The sequence below is a fragment of the uncultured Methylobacterium sp. genome (assembly GCF_964242245.1).
Lineage (GTDB): Bacteria > Pseudomonadota > Alphaproteobacteria > Rhizobiales > Beijerinckiaceae > Methylobacterium.
Map to the genome: position 1 here is coordinate 15,871 of NZ_CAXTBY010000014.1, position 17,584 is coordinate 33,454.

At 69.9% G+C, this 17,584-nt stretch carries 17 protein-coding genes; 8 read left to right on the forward strand and 9 right to left on the reverse strand.

Annotation, left to right across the window (positions count from 1 at the left end; genetic code table 11):
* The first annotated feature begins 224 nt into the window (after positions 1-224).
* Positions 225-1,055 carry an inositol monophosphatase family protein gene (locus tag ACFE8Y_RS05600; RefSeq protein WP_375463408.1) on the forward strand — a complete coding sequence of 277 codons (831 nt, stop codon included), beginning with the start codon at positions 225-227 and terminating at the stop codon, positions 1,053-1,055.
* A 4-nt stretch (positions 1,056-1,059) separates the two neighbouring features.
* Here the strand turns inward: ACFE8Y_RS05600 and ACFE8Y_RS05605 are convergent, their stop codons facing one another.
* Entirely contained in the window at positions 1,060-1,296 is a 237-nt protein-coding gene (locus ACFE8Y_RS05605) for an AsnC family transcriptional regulator (RefSeq protein WP_375463409.1), read from the reverse strand.
* Between the two features lie 170 nt (positions 1,297-1,466).
* Positions 1,467-1,676, reverse strand: a complete 210-nt coding sequence (locus ACFE8Y_RS05610; protein WP_147725959.1) for a cold-shock protein — start codon at positions 1,674-1,676, stop codon at positions 1,467-1,469.
* Between the two features lie 294 nt (positions 1,677-1,970).
* On the opposite strand from ACFE8Y_RS05610, the gene ACFE8Y_RS05615 reads away from it, so the two are divergent.
* Positions 1,971-2,360: a hypothetical protein gene (locus tag ACFE8Y_RS05615; RefSeq protein WP_375463410.1), complete on the forward strand. Its 390-nt coding sequence runs from the start codon at positions 1,971-1,973 to the stop codon at positions 2,358-2,360.
* A gap of 112 nt (positions 2,361-2,472) precedes the next feature.
* Here the strand turns inward: ACFE8Y_RS05615 and ACFE8Y_RS05620 are convergent, their stop codons facing one another.
* From ACFE8Y_RS05620 to ACFE8Y_RS05635, 4 genes are all read right to left on the reverse strand, one after another.
* Positions 2,473-2,679 (reverse strand): hypothetical protein, encoded by a 207-nt coding sequence (locus tag ACFE8Y_RS05620; RefSeq protein WP_375463411.1) that lies wholly within the window; start codon positions 2,677-2,679, stop codon positions 2,473-2,475.
* Between the two features lie 134 nt (positions 2,680-2,813).
* Positions 2,814-3,107, reverse strand: a complete 294-nt coding sequence (locus ACFE8Y_RS05625) for a hypothetical protein (protein WP_375463412.1) — start codon at positions 3,105-3,107, stop codon at positions 2,814-2,816.
* 374 nt (positions 3,108-3,481) lie between these two features.
* Positions 3,482-4,339: a DUF1932 domain-containing protein gene (locus ACFE8Y_RS05630; protein WP_375463413.1), complete on the reverse strand. Its 858-nt coding sequence runs from the start codon at positions 4,337-4,339 to the stop codon at positions 3,482-3,484.
* A gap of 72 nt (positions 4,340-4,411) precedes the next feature.
* Positions 4,412-5,614: a pyridoxal phosphate-dependent aminotransferase gene (locus ACFE8Y_RS05635; RefSeq protein WP_375463414.1), complete on the reverse strand. Its 1,203-nt coding sequence runs from the start codon at positions 5,612-5,614 to the stop codon at positions 4,412-4,414.
* Between the two features lie 182 nt (positions 5,615-5,796).
* Here ACFE8Y_RS05635 and ACFE8Y_RS05640 point away from each other — a divergent pair, with 182 nt between their 5' ends.
* On the forward strand, positions 5,797-6,816 hold the full coding sequence (locus tag ACFE8Y_RS05640; RefSeq protein ID WP_375463415.1) for an LLM class flavin-dependent oxidoreductase: 1,020 nt from the start codon (positions 5,797-5,799) through the stop codon (positions 6,814-6,816).
* Between the two features lie 160 nt (positions 6,817-6,976).
* Complete coding sequence (locus ACFE8Y_RS05645) at positions 6,977-7,987, forward strand: fumarylacetoacetate hydrolase family protein (RefSeq protein ID WP_375463416.1); 1,011 nt, start codon at positions 6,977-6,979, stop codon at positions 7,985-7,987.
* Between the two features lie 86 nt (positions 7,988-8,073).
* Here ACFE8Y_RS05645 and ACFE8Y_RS05650 read toward each other — a convergent pair whose 3' ends face one another.
* The 3 genes from ACFE8Y_RS05650 to ACFE8Y_RS05660 are packed head-to-tail and all read right to left on the reverse strand — an operon-like array spanning position 8,074 to position 11,191.
* Positions 8,074-9,450, reverse strand: coding sequence for a sulfate adenylyltransferase subunit 1 (locus tag ACFE8Y_RS05650; protein ID WP_375463417.1), 1,377 nt, complete (start codon positions 9,448-9,450; stop codon positions 8,074-8,076).
* Entirely contained in the window at positions 9,450-10,385 is a 936-nt protein-coding gene (cysD, locus tag ACFE8Y_RS05655; protein WP_375463418.1) for a sulfate adenylyltransferase subunit CysD, read from the reverse strand. Before cysD ends, ACFE8Y_RS05650 begins: the two co-directional genes overlap by 1 nt.
* Positions 10,382-11,191, reverse strand: coding sequence for a phosphoadenylyl-sulfate reductase (locus ACFE8Y_RS05660; protein ID WP_375463419.1), 810 nt, complete (start codon positions 11,189-11,191; stop codon positions 10,382-10,384). The genes cysD and ACFE8Y_RS05660 overlap by 4 nt, the downstream gene beginning before the upstream one ends.
* A gap of 282 nt (positions 11,192-11,473) precedes the next feature.
* Between ACFE8Y_RS05660 and ACFE8Y_RS05665 the strand changes: the two genes are divergently transcribed.
* From ACFE8Y_RS05665 to glp, 4 genes are all read left to right on the forward strand, one after another.
* On the forward strand, positions 11,474-11,989 hold the full coding sequence (locus ACFE8Y_RS05665) for an Lrp/AsnC family transcriptional regulator (protein ID WP_375463420.1): 516 nt from the start codon (positions 11,474-11,476) through the stop codon (positions 11,987-11,989).
* A gap of 111 nt (positions 11,990-12,100) precedes the next feature.
* Positions 12,101-13,879: a sulfite reductase flavoprotein subunit alpha gene (locus tag ACFE8Y_RS05670; protein WP_375463421.1), complete on the forward strand. Its 1,779-nt coding sequence runs from the start codon at positions 12,101-12,103 to the stop codon at positions 13,877-13,879.
* Between the two features lie 189 nt (positions 13,880-14,068).
* A complete protein-coding gene (locus tag ACFE8Y_RS05675; RefSeq protein ID WP_375463422.1) occupies positions 14,069-15,883 on the forward strand; it encodes an NADPH-dependent assimilatory sulfite reductase hemoprotein subunit in 1,815 nt (604 codons plus the stop codon).
* A gap of 376 nt (positions 15,884-16,259) precedes the next feature.
* On the forward strand, positions 16,260-17,516 hold the full coding sequence (gene glp, locus ACFE8Y_RS05680; protein WP_375463423.1) for a gephyrin-like molybdotransferase Glp: 1,257 nt from the start codon (positions 16,260-16,262) through the stop codon (positions 17,514-17,516).
* Positions 17,517-17,584 lie beyond the last annotated feature (68 nt).

Genomic DNA, 17,584 nt, shown 5'->3' on the forward strand with positions numbered 1-17,584 from the left:
CGAGCCTGAGCCTCGCGAAATGCTCAATGCTTCCTTGCGCGGACCCGTCAAAACCGCCGCCATCCGGCTGCGGCCTTGCGATCCTTGTGGCGTTCGCGGCCGCCCCCTACAACGCATGGACGGCGTTCTTGCGCCGCAACACCCCCTTCGCGAAGGACCGGTCCGCACGTCGCTTCCGCGCGGTGGCCGGGTGCGATCCAATCCCTCGCCGGACACGGACCGACATGCCCGACCCAACCGCCGCGGACTTCGTGCTCGACCTGATGCCGGATCTGCGCGACGCGCTGCGCGAGGCCGCCACGCTGGCCATGCCCTTCTTCCGGGAAGGCGGGCACACCGCCGCCCGGGTCTGGTCGAAGGCCGGCGGCTCGCCGGTGACCGAGGCGGACGTCGCCGTCGACACCTTCCTCAAGATCCGTCTCAGCCAACTCGTGCCGGAGGCGGCGTGGCTGTCGGAGGAAACGCGCGATGATCCGGTACGGCTCGGTCGCGATCTCGTCTGGATCGTCGATCCGATCGACGGCACCCGCGCCTTCCTGTCGGGTCATCCCGACTGGTCGATCGCGGTCGCCCTACTCAAGGCCGGCGAGCCGGTGGTCGGGTTCGTGCACGCACCCGCGGGCGGACACGATTACGAGGCCGTCCGGGGCCGGGGGGCGACCCGCAACGGCCAGCCGATTCAGGTTTCCGGGCGGGAGGATCTGGGAACGGCGCGGGTGACCGGCCCGAAGCCGATGTTCGATCGGCTCGGGCGCGGCGCGGCGCAAACCGGCATCGCGTCCGCCTTCGTGCGCGTCGATCGCGTGCCGTCGCTCGCCCTGCGGGTTGCCCGCGTCGCGGACGGCGGCATCGATGTCGGATTGGTCTCGTCCAGTGCGCGCGACTGGGACTTGGCCGCGGCCGACCTGATCCTGCGCGAGGCCGGCGGCGCGGTCTGCGACCTTCACGGCGTGCCGACGACCTACAATCGGCCGGAGCCGATCCACGGGGAGCTCGTCGCGGTGTCGCACGGATTTCGCGACGCGGTCGTCGGCGCCTGGAGCCGCGGGGCGTGAGCCCTCACGCGTGACAGGCCTCGCGCAGGGCGAGCGCCGTCGGAGCGAGGCCGAGGCGCTCGGCGAGGTGCCAGCGCAGTTCGCGGGGCGAGTGGTAGTTGTAGGATCGATCGATGAGGTGGCTGAAATCGACGGTCGGGGTTTCCGACGTCGCGCTCTGCCGGATGCGTCCGACCTTGAAGGTCGCCGCATCGGTGACGGGCGACAGGGCACCGCGGTGCCGAGTGTACTCGAACAACATGTTTTTCTTATAATTTCCATGAGAAGGCCGGCGTTGTCCCGCACGCTGCGGGCCCGGCTCCGTTTCTGAAGACTTCGGTTTCGCCGTCCGGCGCGACCGCTCCGGAAGGGACGGCGGCGTCGGATGGTTTCGGCCGTCTGCACGGCCGCGTGGGTGAGAGAGCGGAGGCTTCAGGCCGCCTGAAGGTTGCCCGCGGCGTCCTTGCCGCTGCGCTTGTCGGTGAGGATCTCGTAGGAGACCTTCTGACCCTCGATCAGGTTGCGCATGCCCGCCCGCTCGACGGCCGAGATGTGAACGAACACATCCTTGCCGCCGTCGTCAGGCTGGATGAAGCCGTAGCCCTTGGTCTCGTTGAACCACTTCACGGTGCCGGTATTCACGTCGGAGAACCTCGTATCGTCGATGAGCCGCTGCGCCCGCACGGATCGGTGCGGGCGCAGCGACGTCTTCAAAGTCTGGTGTGGATGTCGGGGCGTCGAGGCGCATGCCCCGTTGCAGCGTCCGTCTCCGGATCGTGCCGCCCCGCCACAGGACTTATGCGCTCCGTGGGGCTGCAACAAGGCGGAGCGCGTTGAGTCTCGTCCGGACGACGCGATAAAGCTCGGATGCCGGCGCTGGGATTTCCGTCTCCCGCGGTGCATATAAGGGTGCGCTTTTAGGCTTTCAGGCGATCCATGGCAGGTATCTCGGTTTCGTTGGAGGGCGCGAACATCCAGCTCTCGTTCCAGAAGGACGATCAGGCCACCGCGGTGGTGATGGATGCCCGCGCGGCGCGCGCGCTCGTCCGCGCGGTGGGTCAGCTCCTCACCGCCATCGACGAGCCCGAGGAGCCCGACATGGCCGCAGAGATAGGCGACGAGGAGATCGCGATGCTCGACGTCACCTCGTCGGCGATCGAAGTCGGCACCGACGATCAAGGACAGGCGGTGGTCGCCCTTCAGGCCGGCGCGCTACCGCCGTTCCAGCTCCGCCTGACGGACGAAGAGGCCCGCCACGTGGCGACGAGCCTCTCGGAAATCCTCAACGCCCCGCGCGACGTGCGCGCCTCGCACGGCGGGCATTAGCGGGCTCTCCGACGAAGTGGACACCGGTTCGTCGTCGGAGAGCGCGACCGCACAAGGACGTAGGGTCGTGCCCGATCCAACGTGATCGGGCACGACCCAAGGCGCGCCGGCGCTACATCCGCACGCCCGGATCGGTCGGGCTACCCGGGAACACGTCGGGCTCCGAGCCCGGTCCGCCCGGCTCGCCGATGCCGGGATCGTTGACGGGGTAGGGCGTGCGCGGGCCGGTCGGTCCGATATCGGGAAACTCGTCGGGCAGGGGCGGCGCCGGCAGATCGCCGGGCACGGGGTCGGGTGTCGGCAGGCCGGGATTGGCCATGCGATGCCTCCTGTTCAATCTTGGGTGTGAACGGGAAACGGGCCGCCCGGCACCCGGGTTCCGCAGGGACGGAGCAAGCCTCCGCGTCCCGGAAACGAAACCCTTGTTGCGGACGGCGGGCGCGTCGACCCGGCTCAGCGCTTGGCGACGACCTTCTGCGGCTTCGGTTTGGCCCCCGTGGTGGTCGCGATCAGGGCCGCGAGGTGGTCCTGGTCGAGGCCGAGGGACGCTTTCGGAGCTTGCGGCGGCAGGCCGCGCTCCATCCGCCTCGGCTCGATCGAACCCGTGGTGACCGGGTCCGGCAGGCTCGCGAGCGCCCGGGTGCTCGAGGTGGGCTCGCGCTGGACGCGGAGGGCCCAGTGGGCGGCGGTGGACAGCGCGGCGATCGCCAGGATCGCCTTGACGCCGCCCGTGAGGAGACCCCGCATGATGGTCAAGCTCGACTGAACGCAAGTGATACTGGATCGGTTCCCCGACCCGTCACCACCCTCGCCGTTGAGCGTGAATCAAACCGCAACGGCCGTGGCGTGGGCCGTCCCGGAACGGAGCAGAAGATCGGGAGAAATAACGTGGGCCATGCGCCGGGTCCGCGGTTCCTGTTCCCCGCGCCTCCGACACGCCTGCAGCACCCCGGCCCACCAGGATTCATGGGAACGGTCCAGAGAACTGGTCCGGGCCGCCCCGTCACTGCCGACCCCGCTTCCATGCCGGCCCGAGCGGGCTCGCGAAACCTTCAGGCGCATCGGTTGCAGGGATCGCCGATGTAGGTGAAGAGGCTTGAGCCGGCAACCGAAGCGTCAGGTTACGAGGCCTTCCGCGACGATCGGCCTGCGGCCTCGGCGAAGGCGCGCAGCGTCGCGACCTCCCCGTCCGCCTCCGGCAGCGACAGGCGGGCGTAGAGGTCGGCCGCGCCCGCGAAGACCTGCCCGCCCGCCGCGTCCGGCGCGAGGAAGCCGGCGATCTCGCCCATCTCCGCGACCCAGCGGTGGGCCTTCGGCACCATGTCGGGCAGGCCGCGACCGAAGCGGGCGAGCAGTTCCGGCTCGCTCTCGGCCAGTTCGGCGCGGAGCGCCTCGCCCGCGCCCGCGCGCTCGGCTCCCAGCACGATCAGGGCGGCGAGCGCCGTCAGACCCTTGTTGAGGCCGGCGTAGCTCATCTTGAGGGCGGACGCGGCACCGATCCCGCCCGCGCAGGTGCGCACGTCGAGGCCGAGGTCGCGCAGCGCCAGTCCCGGGGCGGTGTCCGGCCCGGCCACGTAGATGCGCGGGCCGACCGCGCCGGGCCTCGGCGGATGGCCGAGGATCGCCCCGTCGAGGAAGGGCGCGCCAGCCTCGGCGACGATGCCACTGATGCCGCGCAGGGTCTCCGGCGAGACGGCGTTCGCATCGACGTAGACCGGCTTGCGCGCCGCTGCCGCGAGCGCGGGTGCGAGGCGCCGGGCGAGCGCGGTCGCGTCCGCCGGCGGCACGATCGACAGGATGATCTCGGCCTGGACGAGATCCGCGTCCTCGGCGTGGACCATCCCGGCAGCCTGCGCCCGGGCGCGGGTCGTCGCGCTGCGCCCGGCGAGCGAGGTCAGGACGCGGGCGCCGTGCCCGGTCAGCCGCGCGGCGACCGCACTGCCCATGGCACCCGGAGCGATCACGGCGATGGTCTGCATGAACTTGCCTCGCGTCGACCGATGAGCCCGCACCGCACCGGACCGCCCCCCGGCCAAGGGATAGCGCGTGACCTACCGCAGCGATCCGCAGAAGCGCTGGATGCGGTGGCATGCCTCCTCCAGCGCCTTGGTCGAGGTGGCGTAGGAGATGCGCAGGTTCGGACCGAGGCCGAAGGCCGAGCCGTGGACGGCGGCGACCCCCTGCGCCTGGAGCAGTTCGGTGACGAAGTCCGCGTCGGTCGCGATGGTCCTGCCCGAAGGCGCCGTGCGCCCGATCGTCTCGGCGCAGGACGGATAGACGTAGAACGCGCCCTCCGGCGTCGGGCATCGCAGGCCTTGGGTCTGGTTCAGCATCGAGACGACGAGGTCGCGCCGCTCCTGGAACGCCGCCTTGAACGTCGCCAGATGCGCCTGCGTGCCGTCGAGCGCCGCAACCGCGGCCCATTGCGAGATCGAGCACGCGCCGGATGTCTGCTGGCCCTGCACGAAGTCCATCGCCTTGATCAGCGTCTCCGGGCCGGCGGCGTAGCCGATGCGCCAGCCGGTCATCGCGTAGGCCTTCGAGACGCCGTTCATTGTGAGCGTGCGCTCGTACAGGCCCGGCTCGATCTGCGCCGGCGTCACGAATTCGAAGTCGCCGTAGGTCAGGTGCTCGTACATGTCGTCGGTGAGCACCCAGACGTGGGGGTAGCGCATCAGCACGTCGGTGATCGCCTTGAGCTCGTCGTGCGCGTAGGCGGCCCCCGACGGGTTCGACGGCGAATTGAGGATGATCCACTTGGTCCTCGGCGTGAGCACCCGCTCCAGCTCCTCGGGCTGGAGCTTGAAGTCGTGCGCCATGTCGGTGTCGGCGAAGACCGGCGTGCCGCCGCACAGCACCACCATCTCCGGGTAGGACACCCAGTAGGGGCGCGGCACCACCACCTCGTCGCCGGGGTTCAGCGTCGCGAGGAGCGCGTTGTAGATCACGTGCTTGCCGCCGGTGCCGACGATGGTCTGCGAGACCTTGTAGTCGAGGCCGTTCTCGCGCCTGAACTTCTTCACGATGGCTTCGCGCAGGGGCACGATGCCGGAGACCGGCGGGTACTTGGTCTCGCCGCGGGTGATTGCCTCGACCGCCGCCTGCTTGATGTGCTCGGGCGTGTCGAAGTCCGGCTCGCCGACGGACAGGCTGATCACGTCCATGCCGCCGGCTTTCAGGTCGCGCGCCTTCTGCGTCATCGCGATCGTCGCGGAGGGTTTTACGCGCGAGAGGGCGTCGGCGAGAAAGCCCATGGGGCGGTGCTCCGGTTCCTGGTGTTTCGCGGCCGGTTAGCGGCGGCGCGGACCCTAGTCGCGGGCCGGAAGGTGGGCAAGGCGCCGGTCCGGGGCCCGGGGCGGATCGTCACGCGTCGCGTGCAACGCTCCCATCCGCCGGTCGCCTCGACGGTCGGTTCGTGCGACCCCATCTGCCGTCCATGACGCAGCTCTCCGTCCTCGACCTGTCCTTCGTGAGTTCCGGCTCGACGCCCGCCCAGGCCTTGCGTGATTCCCTCGACCTCGCCCGCCACGTCGACGGGCTCGGCTACGCGCGCTACTGGCTCGCCGAGCACCATGCCCTGCCCTCGGTGGCGAGCCCGGCCCCCGACATCATGGTCGGCCAGATCGCGGCGGCGACGCGCAGGCTCCGCGTCGGCTCGGGCGGGATCATGCTGTCGAACCACGCGCCGCTGATGGTAGCCGAGCGCTTCAAGGTGCTGGAGGCGCTGTTTCCGGGCCGGATCGACCTCGGACTCGGGCGGGCTCCGGGCACCGACGGGATCACCGCGCAGGCGCTGCGCCGCCGCGAGGCGCCCCGCGGCGGCGACGACTTCCTCGACCGTCTGCAGGAGCTGATGCTGTGGGAGACCGACGGGTTTCCCGAGGGCCATCCGTTCAACGCCGTCGCGGTGATGCCCGCGGGCGTGCCGCTGCCGCCGATCTTCCTGCTCGGCTCGTCCGACTACAGCGCGAACCTCGCCGGCCGCCTCGGCATGGGCTTCGCCTTCGCGCAGCATTTCTCCGCCTTCGATGCGCATGGGCCCATGCTGGACTACCGCCGCCTATTCCGGCCGTCGCGCTGGGGCGAGGGACCGCACGCGATCCTCGCGGTGGCCGCGATCTGCGCCGGGACGGATGGGGAGGCCGAGCGCCTCGCGCTGAGCACCCAGCTCGCCACGCTTCGCAGGGAGCGCGGCGAATACGCGCCGATCCCGACGCTCGCCGAGGCCGAAGCCTATCCCTACAGCGAGGCCGAGCGTGCGCGGATCGCGCGCGGTCGCGACCGGCTCCATGTCGGGTCGCCGGAAACGCTCCGCGCCACCCTCGGCGCGCTCGCCGAGGCGACGCGCGCAGACGAACTCATGGTCGTCTGCGCCATCCCCGACCAGGGCGCGCGCCGGCGTTCCTACGCGCTCCTCGCGCAGGCTTGGAGCATGGCAAGCGTCCGCGCCGCCTGACCTCCGGACAACCGCGCGGCGATGTCGCCCGGCCGATCCTCCGCCGCCTGACACCGGCAGCGGATCGGCGCATGCTGACGGTCCCGGCGCGGCAGCGCGTCGGGCACCGAACGCCCCGAATGAGGCTCACGCCGGATGCCGGCGATCCAGGGAGACGAGGATGAGCGACCGACGCGATTTCCTGAAGGCGACCGCGGCTCTCGCCGCCGCGGCGGTGGCGTCGCCGGCCGCCGCGGCCGAGAAGGCTTCGGGCGCCCCGGCGCCGTTCGGCATGCCGCGCGACATGACGCTCATCAACATGCGCCGCGGCGGCGGCTTCACCCTCGGGGTCAAGAACAAGGACGGCGTGCTCGACGTCGCCGCTGCCGGGAAGGCGCTCGGCATGCCGGTGCCGACCGACATGGACGACCTGCTCCAGGCCGGGAAGGGGCCGATGCTGCGCGCCCTGATCGACGCGGTGGACGCGGCGCCGGATCCGCGCCTCATGATCGAGGAGGCGACGATCGCCTACGGCCCCCTCGTCACCCGGCCGGAGAAGATCATCATGATGGGCTTCAACTACCGCAAGCACGCCGAGGAGACCGGCACGCCGGTCCCGAAGGACCCGCCGCTGTTCAACAAGTACAACAACACCCTCAACCATCACGGCGGGACGATCACCCTGCCAACGCACGCCGCCCGCGAGTTCGACTACGAGACCGAACTGGTGATGGTGTTCGGCCGCGAATGCCGCGACATCTCGGAGGCCGAGGCGCTGGACTACGTGGCGGGCTACGCGACCGGCAACGACTTCAGCGCCCGCGACCTCCAGACGCTGACCTCGCAGTTCATGATCGGCAAGACCTCGGACGGCTTCGCGCCGCTCGGCCCCTACCTCGTCACCAGCGACCGGGTGCCCGATCCAAATAACCTGCGCCTCGTCACCAAGGTGAACGGCGTAGTACGCCAGGACTGGACCACCAGCGACATGATCTTCAACTGCCGCCAGCTCATCAGCTTCGCCTCGAAGGTGATGACCATCAAGCCCGGCGACATCTTCTACACCGGCACGCCGCAAGGCGTCATCTTCGGCGAGAAGATCCCGCGGGCCGAGCGGGCGTGGCTCAAGCCCGGCGACGCGATCGTCTCCAGCCTGGAGGGGCTCGGCGAGCTGCACGTCACGCTGGCGTAAGCGGCGGCCGCGCACGCGGACCTCGCCGGATCGATCCTGCGATCCTTCGAGGATTGCAGGATCGCATCCTCTCGCACGGGGCCAGCCTAGCCGCGGAGCAGGCGCTTCAGGGCGGCAAGCAGGCCGCGCGTGGGCCCCGCGCCCTCCGGGCCCGCCTCGCGTGCCCGTGCCTGGATCAGGCCCAGCGCCGCCGTGTCGGTGCTCTCCCGGTCGATCAGGATCAGGCCGCCGGTGTCGCGGGTCTCGGCGTAGGGGTCGAAGGCCACGGCGCGGTCGAGCTTGAGCGTCACGTCGGCGATGTCGTTGGCGACGAGCTTGTCTGCCTGTCCCGGCTTGCCGGTCTCCGGATCGATCCGGCTGCGGATCTGGGCGACGACGGCGCTGACCGTGACCGTACCGATCTTGGCGAGCAGCGTCGCGCCGGGGACCAGCTCGGTCTCGGCGGCCCAGAACAGGCGGACGGCCAGGGTGTCCGAGACCTGCATCGGGTGAGCCGCCGCGGCGAGGACGCTCCCACGCGAGGCGTCGACCTCGTCGGCGAGCACCAGGGTGACCGACTGTCCCTCCTGGGCCGAGGCGAGGTCGCCGTCGGGACCGACGATGCGGCCGATCGTCGTGCCGCGCCCGGAGGGTGCCACCGTGACCGCATCGCCCACCGCGCACCGGCCGCTGGCGATCAACCCCGAGAACCCGCGAAACTCGGAGTTCGGCCGGTTGACCCACTGCACCGCCATGCGGAACGGCGCCGTGAGCGCCTCCTCGTGCACGGGTACGGATTCGAGGTAGTCGAGCAGCGGCGTGCCACCGTACCAGGGCGCGGAGATGCCCGGCAGGACGACGTTGTCGCCGTTCTTGGCCGAGAGCGGGATCGGCCGGATTTCGGCGAAACCGAAGGTCTCGGTGAAGGCCGAAAATCCCGACACGATCGCGTCGAACTTGGCCTCCGACCAGCCGACGAGGTCCATCTTGTTGATCGCGAGCACGACGCGGCGGATGCCGAGCATCGCGACCAGCAGCGCATGGCGGCGCGTCTGCCGCGTCAGGCCCTGGCGGGCGTCGACCAGGATCACGGCCACGTCCGCCGTCGAGGCGCCGGTGGCCATGTTGCGGGTGTACTGCTCGTGGCCGGGGGTGTCGGCGACGATGAACGAGCGCTTGTCGGTGGAGAAGAACCGGTAGGCGACGTCGATAGTGATGCCCTGCTCGCGCTCGGCCTGGAGGCCGTCGACCAGCAGCGCCAGGTCGATCTCCGCCCCTTGCGTGCCGTGCCGGCGCGAATCGCGCCGCAGCGCCGTGATCTGGTCGTCGAAGATCTGCTTGGTGTCGTGCAGCAGGCGTCCGATCAGGGTCGACTTGCCGTCGTCGACGGAGCCGCAGGCGATGAAGCGCAGCACCTCCTTGCGCTGGTGCGCGGCCAGGAACGATTCGTAGCCGAACGCCTCCGGCGCCTGGTGGATCGTCATCAGAAGTAGCCTTCCTGCTTCTTGCGCTCCATGGCGCCGGCGCCGTCCTTGTCGATCACGCGGCCCTGCCGCTCCGAGGTTCGGGCGGCGAGCGTCTCGCCGATGATCGCGGGCAGCGTGTCGGCTTCGCTCTCGACGGCGCCGGTCAGCGGATAGTCGCCGAGCGTGCGGAAGCGGACGCTGAGGTCTTGCGGGCGCTCGCCCGGGTTCAGCGGCAGGCGGTCGTCGTCGACCATGATCCATTGGCCGTCGCGCTCGACGACGGGCCGCGGCTTGGCGAAGTAGAGCGGCACGATCGGGATGCGCTCCTGCTCGATGTAGAGCCAGATGTCGAGTTCGGTCCAGTTCGACAGGGGGAAGACCCGCAGGGATTCCCCGCGCTTCTTCCTGAGGTTGTAGAGGTGCCAGGGCTCGGCGCGCTGGCGCTTGGGGTCCCAGCGGTGCTGCGCGGTGCGCAACGAGACGATCCGCTCCTTGGCGCGGGACGCCTCCTCGTCGCGCCGCGCGCCGCCGAAGGCCGCGTCGAACCGGTGCGTGTCGAGCGCCTGCCGCAGGGCTTGCGTCTTCATCACGTCGGTGTGGACGTCCGAGCCGTGGCTGATCGGGCCGACGCCGCGGGCCAAGCCCTCCGCATTGGTGTGGACGATGAGTTCCAGGCCGAGGTCGCGCGCGCGCGCGTCGCGGAACGCGATCATCTCGCGGAACTTCCAGGTCGTGTCGATGTGCATCAAGGGGAACGGAAGCCGCCCGGGCGCGAACGCCTTCAGCGCGAGGTGCAGCAGCACCGAGGAATCCTTGCCGATCGAGTAGAGCATCACCGAATTCTCGGTCTCGGCGACCGTCTCCCGGAAGATGTGGATGCTCTCGGCCTCCAGCCGCTGGAGGTGGGTCAGGCGCGGGATCATGCCGTCATCCTTCGCGCGGGCGGCGCTCATCGGGCCATCTCCGGCATGTCCGTCCTCGTGGTCTCGAACGCGGCCGCTTCCCGGCCCGGCCGCACGTCGGCGTCCGACGCGGGCGCGTCGGACGTGGGGAGGTGCAAGCCGCATTCCTTCTTGGCTTCCTGCTCCCACCACCAGCGTCCGGCGCGCTCGGGCTCGCCGACGCGCACCGCCCGAGTACAGGGGGCGCAGCCGATCGAGGGGAAGCCGCGGTCGTGCAGGACGTTGTAGGGCACGCCGTTCTCGTGCACGAAGCGCGCGACATCGTCCCGCGTCCAGTCCGCGAGCGGGTTGAGCTTGATCAGGCCGCGGGCCTCGTCGAAGGCGGCGAGCGGCGTCGCGGCGCGCTCGGACGATTGCCCGGCGCGCAGGCCCGTGAGCCAGCCCGCCGCCCCGTCCAGCGCTCGGCCCAGCGGCTCGACCTTCCGGAAGCCGCAGCAGGCCTGCCGCGCGGCGACCGAGTGCCGGAACCCGTTGATGCCCCGCGTGCGCACGAACGCCTCCTCCGCCGTCCGCTCGGGCGCGTAGGCGCGGATGCGGATGCCGTAGGCCGCCTCGGTTTCCGTCCAGACGTCGTAGGTCTCGGGATAGAGCCTGCCGGTGTCGAGGGTGACGATCTCCGCGCGGCTCCGCGCCTTGGCGAGCGCGTGGGTCAGCGCCTGATCCTCGATGCCGAGGCTCGTGGTGAAGACGATCCGGCCGGGCAGCGCGCCGTCGATGACGGCGATCCGGCCGGCAAGGTCGCGCGCGCGCATGGCGGCGGCGAGGTCGGCGGCGAGCCTGGAGGTGGGAGACGTCATGGTTACTGCGCGAGGGGTTCAGCGTCGACGACGGCACGGTCATCGAGGTATTTGACATCCGAGATGTTCGCTATAACGAACGCTGTCAAGGCGTCCAGTCGGGCTGCTGCGGCGTCCCGCACTGCGGGAGCACGCAGATCAGGCAACCGGACGCGGGTCGGATCGGTTGCACGATGACGAGAAGTTCCTTCTCGCAGGCGCGCTGCCGAGCTTGCGAGGGACGTACCGTGACCGCACGGCATGGACCGCACGGCATGACGGCCGGAAACACGAGGTTGAGCCTTGGACGCGATCGATCTGAAGATCTTGGCGCTGCTGCAGACGGATGCGACCCTGTCGATCGCCGCGATCGGCGACCGGGTCGGCCTGTCGCAGACGCCGTGCTGGAAGCGCATCCAGCGCCTGGAAGCCGACGGGGTGATCGAGCGGCGCGTGGCGGTGCTTGATCCGGCCAAGCTCGGACTGGGGCTCACCGTCTTCGTCTCGATCGAGACCGCCGACCACTCGCGGGAGTGGCTGGAGCGCTTCGCCGACACGGTGTCGGCGATGCCGGAGGTGCTGGAATTCTACCGCATGGCGGGCGATGTCGACTACATGCTGCGCGTGGTCGTCGCCGACATGAGCGCCTACGACGGCTTCTACAAGCGCCTGATCGCGACCCTGCCCCTGAAGAACGTGACCTCGCGCTTCGCCATGGAAAAGGTGAAGTCCACCACGGCGCTGCCGCTGCCGCCGCCGCCCGCGCGACCGCGCCCGATCGCGGCGCCGCCGCCGAACCTCTCGGTGGTGGGAGAATGATATTCTTTCTCGCACCGCAATAGCGAACGGCTTCTTCTCCAATTCGGGCGTTCTGTAAAGCGGACGTTTTTTCGTTGACAGGCGCCCTGCGGCTCCCGACATGGATCTCCGATGTCACGCTTCAACCTTCTCCCGCGCAGCGCACCGTTCGGCGACAGCGAGCGCGCAAGCCTCGACGCGGTGCTCGCGGGCGCCACCGCGGTTCAGCGGGCGTGGCTCGCGGGCTTCCTCGCTGGCATGGACGCCGCCGGCGGCCAGCCGGCCGCGGCGCCGGCGGCCCAGCCGAAGGCGTCCGAGCCGCTGACCGTCATCTACGCCAGCGAGTCGGGCAATTCCGAGCGCTTGGCCTCCGATGTCGCCAAGCTCGCGCGGAAACAAGGCTTCAAGCCGAAGGTCGTGGATTTTGCCGACCTCGACGTCGCGACCCTTCCGCGTGCGGGCAAGCTCGTCGCCATCGCCGCGACCTGGGGCGAGGGCGAGCCGCCGGCCCGGGCCATCCGGGCCTACGGCGACCTCATGGGGGATGCGGCCCCGCGCCTCGACGGGATGGAATTCGCAGTGCTGGCGCTCGGCGACACGTCCTACGCCGAGTTCTGCGCGACCGGGAAGGCGCTGGACGCCCGGTTCGAGGCGCTGGGCGGCAGGCGCGCGGCGGCGCGGGCCGACCTCGACCTCGATTTCGAGACGCCCGCCGCCGACTGGATCAAGGCGACGCTGAAGGCCCTGGCGCCGGCGCCCGCCGACAACGTCGTGGCCGTCGATTTCGCCCGCGCAGCCGCGGCCGACGACGCGGATGCCGAGCCGAGCCGCGATCCGGTCGTCGTCGAGGTGGTCGAGCACGTGAACCTGAATTCGTCGCGCTCCGACAAGGAGACGATCCACCTCGCGCTGGCATTCGAGGACGGCGCGCCGGCCTACGAGCCCGGCGATTCGCTGGAGCTCTACCCCGAGAACGATCCCGCGCTGGTCGAGGAGATCCTGACGGCGACGGGGCTGTCCGGCGACGACGCCCTGCGCCGTGCGCTGCTGTCGGAGCGCGACATCACCACCCTGTCGACGGCCACCGTCGAGCGCTTCGTGACGGCGACCGGCCACGCGGATGCGCGGCGGCTGATCGAGAGCGGGCAGGCGCGCGCCTGGATCGAGGGCCGCCACCTCATCGATCTGATCGAGACCTATCCGGCGGCGCTGACCGCCGACCACGTCGCGGCGATTACTCGGCCGCTGCCCCCGCGGGCCTACTCGATCGCCTCGTCGCGCCGCGAGGTCGGCGACGAGGTCCACCTCGCCATCGCCGCGGTGCGCTACGAGAGCCACGGCCGGGCGCGCGGCGGCGTCGCCTCGACCCACGTTGCGGACCGGATGAAGGACGGCGCGAAGCTGCGGGTGCGGTTGAAGCCCAACCGCCACTTCCGCCTGCCGGCGGACCCGGCCACCGACATCGTCATGGTCGGCCCCGGCACCGGCGTCGCGCCGTTTCGCGCCTTTGTCCAGGAGCGCCGCGCCGTCGCGGCCGCCGGCCGCACGGTGGGTCGATCCTGGCTGTTCTTCGGCGACCGGCGCTTCACCCACGACTTCCTCTACCAGCTCGAGTGGCAGGAGGCCCTGGAGGACGGGTCGCTGACACGGATCGACGTGGCCTTCTCCCGCGACCAGCCCGAGAAGCTCTACGTCCAGGATCGGATCGACCAGCACCGCAAGGAGTTGGTGGCGTGGCTCGACGGCGGCGCCCACCTCTACGTCTGCGGCGACGCCAAGGCGATGGCCAAGGACGTGCGCATCGCCGTCACGCGGGCCTATGCCGAGGTGAAGGGCCTGAGTGCCGACGATGCCGCAGCAACGGTGTCGGCACTTGAGCGCGCCGGGCGTTATCAGCAGGACGTGTACTAGCGCCGCCGTGCATCCCCTCCCCCCTCTGCGGGGGAGGGTGGCCCTCGCGTGAGCGAGGGTCGGGAGAGGGGTGCGCCCTTTCTGGATACGGCGCTCCCCTCTCCCGACCCGTTGCGCAGGCCACCCTCTCCCGCAGAGGGGAGAGGGGGCGGTGGGACCCGAAGTAATTGATTAAGACGGACACTCACCATGGACGACCTCAAGCCTTCCCTCGAGCGCGTCTACGAGACCCCGCCGACCACGCGGCCCATCGACGAGGCCGAGGCCGCGCACGCCGCGGGTCTGGCCCACAACGAGCACATCAAGATCGCCAGCGGCTACCTGCGCGGCGGGCTCGCCGACGGGCTCCTGAAGCACGCCACCGGCGCGATCTCCGAGGATGACGGGCAGCTCGTGAAGTTCCACGGGATGTACCTGCAGGACGACCGCGACCTGCGGCCCGAGCGCGCGAAGAAGAAGCTCGACAAGGCCTACGCCTTCATGATCCGCCTGCGGATCGCGGGCGGTGTGGTCACCCCGAAGCAGTGGCTGATCCTCGACGAGATCGCCACGACCTATGCGGGCGACGCCATCCGCGCGACGACGCGCCAGACCTTCCAGTATCACGGCGTGATCAAGTCGAACCTCAAGCGGACCATGGCCGCGATCGACGCCGCGCTGCTCGACACCATCGCCGCCTGCGGCGACGTCAACCGCAACGTCATGGCCGCGACCAACCCGGCGCAGGTCCACGCGCACGCCGCGGCCTACGGTCTCGCCAAGGAGATCTCGGATTCGCTCCTGCCGAAGACCAACGCGTGGCGCGAGATCTGGCTCGACGGCGAGCGGGTCGTCGGCGGCGAGGAGGAGTTCGAGCCGGTCTACGGCCGCACCTACCTGCCGCGGAAGTTCAAGGTCGTCGTCGCCGTGCCGCCCTCGAACGAGGTCGACGTGTTCGCGCATGACCTCGGCTTCATCGCCATCCTCGACAAGAAGCAGCGGCTCACCGGTTGGAACGTCACCGTCGGCGGCGGCATGGGCATGAGCCACGGCGAGCCCGACACCTTCCCGCGCACCGCCGACCTGATGCTGTTCTGCAAGCCGGGCGACGCCGTGAAGGTGGCGGAGGCCGTGATGACGGTGCAGCGCGACTGGGGCAACCGCAAGAACCGCAAGAACGCGCGGCTCAAGTACACGATCGAGCGCTACGGCCTGAAGGCGTTCCGGGCCGAGGTCGAAGCCCGGATCGGCAAGACGTTCGCCGAGCCGAAGCCTTTCGCGTTCACCGGCAACGGCGACCGCTACGGCTGGGCGTCGGGGGATGACGGACGCCACCACCTCACCCTCTACGTCCCGTCCGGCCGGATCAAGGACATCGAGGGCGGCGCGCAGTTCCTCTCGGGGCTCCGCCGCATCGCGGCGGTACACGAGGGCGACTTCCGGCTCACCGGCAACCAGAACGTCATTATCGCCAACGTGCCGGACGGCAAGCGGGCCGAGATCGAGACGCTGGTCGACGCGTACGGCCTGACCAAGGGCGCCGGCGCGCTGCGGCGCAACTCCATGGCCTGCGTCGCGCTGCCGACCTGCGGCCTCGCGCTGGCCGAGAGCGAGCGCTACCTGCCCGACCTGATGACCGAGTTGGAAGGAAGCCTAGCCCGCCACGGTCTTGAGAACGACGAGATCACGATCCGCTCGACCGGTTGCCCGAACGGCTGCGCCCGGCCCTTCATCGCCGAGATCGGTCTCGTCGGCCGCGGCCCCGAGCGCTACCACCTCTATCTCGGCGCGGCCTTCGACGGCTCGCGGCTGGGCAAGCTCTATCGGGAAGATGTTGCCGCGTCCGAGATTTGCGGCGTCCTGGATCCTCTGTTTGCGGATTATGCCGCGGGACGGACGCCGGGTGAGCATTTCGGGGATTTCCTGGTGCGCGCCGGACACGTGGCCCGGACGACCAACGGGCCGGACTTCCACGCGCGCACCGGCGCACTCAGGCCCAGCGTCGACGCTGTCCACGGGACTTGAGAGCCGGGGGCGGAACCATGCTGCAAGGCATCGAGGCAGCATGGTTTCTCCCGTTTCCGACGACCCCCGCGATGCGATCACGCCGCCGCGTCCGCCCGCGTGATCCTGCCGCGATGCATCGGCTCGACCCGACGTCCCGGGCCGGGCAACTCGGCGATCAGGGAAGGATCACTCAGGCGGAGGACGATCCGGAAGCTTGAGAGCGATCGCGCGGCCTCCGCTGCACCCCGACGCCCCCTTGATCATGGTCGTCGCCGGCGACCGTTTCCGATGGCGGGCGTTCCGGTGATAGGTCTGGACAACCTCGAAGCCGTTGCCGGCGTCATGGTCGCTAAGGCCGGGCCGATCGCGTCCACCCTGACAGAGCTTGAGACGTATGGTGCAGCTTAGCGACGACTGCTTCGCGTTCGGCGGTCGCTCGATGGCGATTGAAGAGGCCGTCGCGCTCCTGAGGGAGCGCGTGCCCGTCATCGCCGATGCCGAGACCGTGTCCCTGGTTGCTGCGGACGGCAGGGTGCTCGCCGAGGACTGCACGGCGCGGATCAACCTGCCGCCGTTCTCAAACTCTGCCGTGGACGGCTACGCGGTCCGCTTCGCCGATCTCACCCCGGACGAAGCCACGGTCCTTCCCGTCACGGACCGCATCGCCGCCGGGGATTCGGCCCTCGGTGCCGTCACGGCGCGCACCGCGGCGCGGATCTTCACCGGTGCGCCGATGCCGGTGGGCGCCGACACGGTCTTCATGCAGGAGGATGTTCGGGAGCTGGGCGACGGGCAGGTCTCGCTGCCGCCGGGACTGAAGCGCGGAGCAAACAGCCGACAGGCCGGCGAGGATGCCGGCGAAGGGATGGTCGTCATCAAGGGCGGACGCCGTCTTCGTCCGCAGGACCTCGCCTTGGCGGCAGCCGTCGGCGTTCGAAGCCTGCGTGTGAGGCGCAGGCTCCGCATCGCATTGTTCTCGACGGGGAACGAACTGATCGAGCCCGGCAAACCTTTGCGGTCCGGCGCGATCTACGACTCCAATCGCGTGCTCCTGGCGGCCCTCTTGAACCGGCTGGGTGCCGAGGTCAGCGATCTCGGCATCATCCCGGACGAGCGCAGCCTGCTCGCCGAACGGCTCGCCGCAGCCGCAGCCGATCACGATCTGATCCTGACGTCCGGCGGGGTCTCGACGGGCGACGAAGATCACGTGAAGGCCGCGGTCGAAGCGGTTGGCCGCTTGGTGGTCTGGCGCTTGGCGATCAAGCCCGGACGGCCGGTCGCGATGGGGCTGATCGGGGGAAAGCCGTTCCTCGGGCTTCCCGGGAATCCCGTTGCCGTCTACGTGACGCTGCTGTTCGTCGTGCGTCCCCTGCTCGCACGGCTCGGCGGCGAGGTGTACGAACCTTCGCAGGGCGAATACGTCACGGCAGCCTTCAGGCATCGGAAGCGCCTGGGTCGTCGCGAGTTTGTTCGGGTCAGCCTCGGTCTAGCATCGGATGGCACCCGGGAGGCACGAAAATTTCCTCGCGATGGAGCCGCGATGCTGACGTCGCTGACCGAGAGCGATGGCTTGGCCGAGCTTCACGAAGACCAAGCTGAGATCGTCGAGGGTGATACGCTTCGGTATCATCCCTATCACGCTTTACTGTGATGCCTGCCCACGCGCGACGTTTGATAACGCTGCACGGCACCATCAAAACCCAGGATCAAACATTAAGG

Bases quoted from the DNA above. Each gene is read 5' to 3' on its own strand.
- ACFE8Y_RS05660 (WP_375463419.1), bottom strand. From the start codon at position 11,191: ATGACGTCTCCCACCTCCAGGCTCGCCGCCGACCTCGCCGCCGCCATG.
- ACFE8Y_RS05645 (WP_375463416.1), top strand. From the start codon at position 6,977: ATGAGCGACCGACGCGATTTCCTGAAGGCGACCGCGGCTCTCGCCGCC.
- ACFE8Y_RS05620 (WP_375463411.1), bottom strand. From the start codon at position 2,679: ATGGCCAATCCCGGCCTGCCGACACCCGACCCCGTGCCCGGCGATCTG.
- glp (WP_375463423.1), top strand. From the start codon at position 16,260: ATGGTGCAGCTTAGCGACGACTGCTTCGCGTTCGGCGGTCGCTCGATG.
- ACFE8Y_RS05600 (WP_375463408.1), top strand. From the start codon at position 225: ATGCCCGACCCAACCGCCGCGGACTTCGTGCTCGACCTGATGCCGGAT.
- ACFE8Y_RS05650 (WP_375463417.1), bottom strand. From the start codon at position 9,450: ATGACGATCCACCAGGCGCCGGAGGCGTTCGGCTACGAATCGTTCCTG.
- ACFE8Y_RS05670 (WP_375463421.1), top strand. From the start codon at position 12,101: ATGTCACGCTTCAACCTTCTCCCGCGCAGCGCACCGTTCGGCGACAGC.
- ACFE8Y_RS05640 (WP_375463415.1), top strand. From the start codon at position 5,797: ATGACGCAGCTCTCCGTCCTCGACCTGTCCTTCGTGAGTTCCGGCTCG.
- ACFE8Y_RS05675 (WP_375463422.1), top strand. From the start codon at position 14,069: ATGGACGACCTCAAGCCTTCCCTCGAGCGCGTCTACGAGACCCCGCCG.
- ACFE8Y_RS05630 (WP_375463413.1), bottom strand. From the start codon at position 4,339: ATGCAGACCATCGCCGTGATCGCTCCGGGTGCCATGGGCAGTGCGGTC.
- cysD (WP_375463418.1), bottom strand. From the start codon at position 10,385: ATGAGCGCCGCCCGCGCGAAGGATGACGGCATGATCCCGCGCCTGACC.
- ACFE8Y_RS05635 (WP_375463414.1), bottom strand. From the start codon at position 5,614: ATGGGCTTTCTCGCCGACGCCCTCTCGCGCGTAAAACCCTCCGCGACG.
- ACFE8Y_RS05615 (WP_375463410.1), top strand. From the start codon at position 1,971: ATGGCAGGTATCTCGGTTTCGTTGGAGGGCGCGAACATCCAGCTCTCG.
- ACFE8Y_RS05605 (WP_375463409.1), bottom strand. From the start codon at position 1,296: ATGTTGTTCGAGTACACTCGGCACCGCGGTGCCCTGTCGCCCGTCACC.
- ACFE8Y_RS05625 (WP_375463412.1), bottom strand. From the start codon at position 3,107: ATGCGGGGTCTCCTCACGGGCGGCGTCAAGGCGATCCTGGCGATCGCC.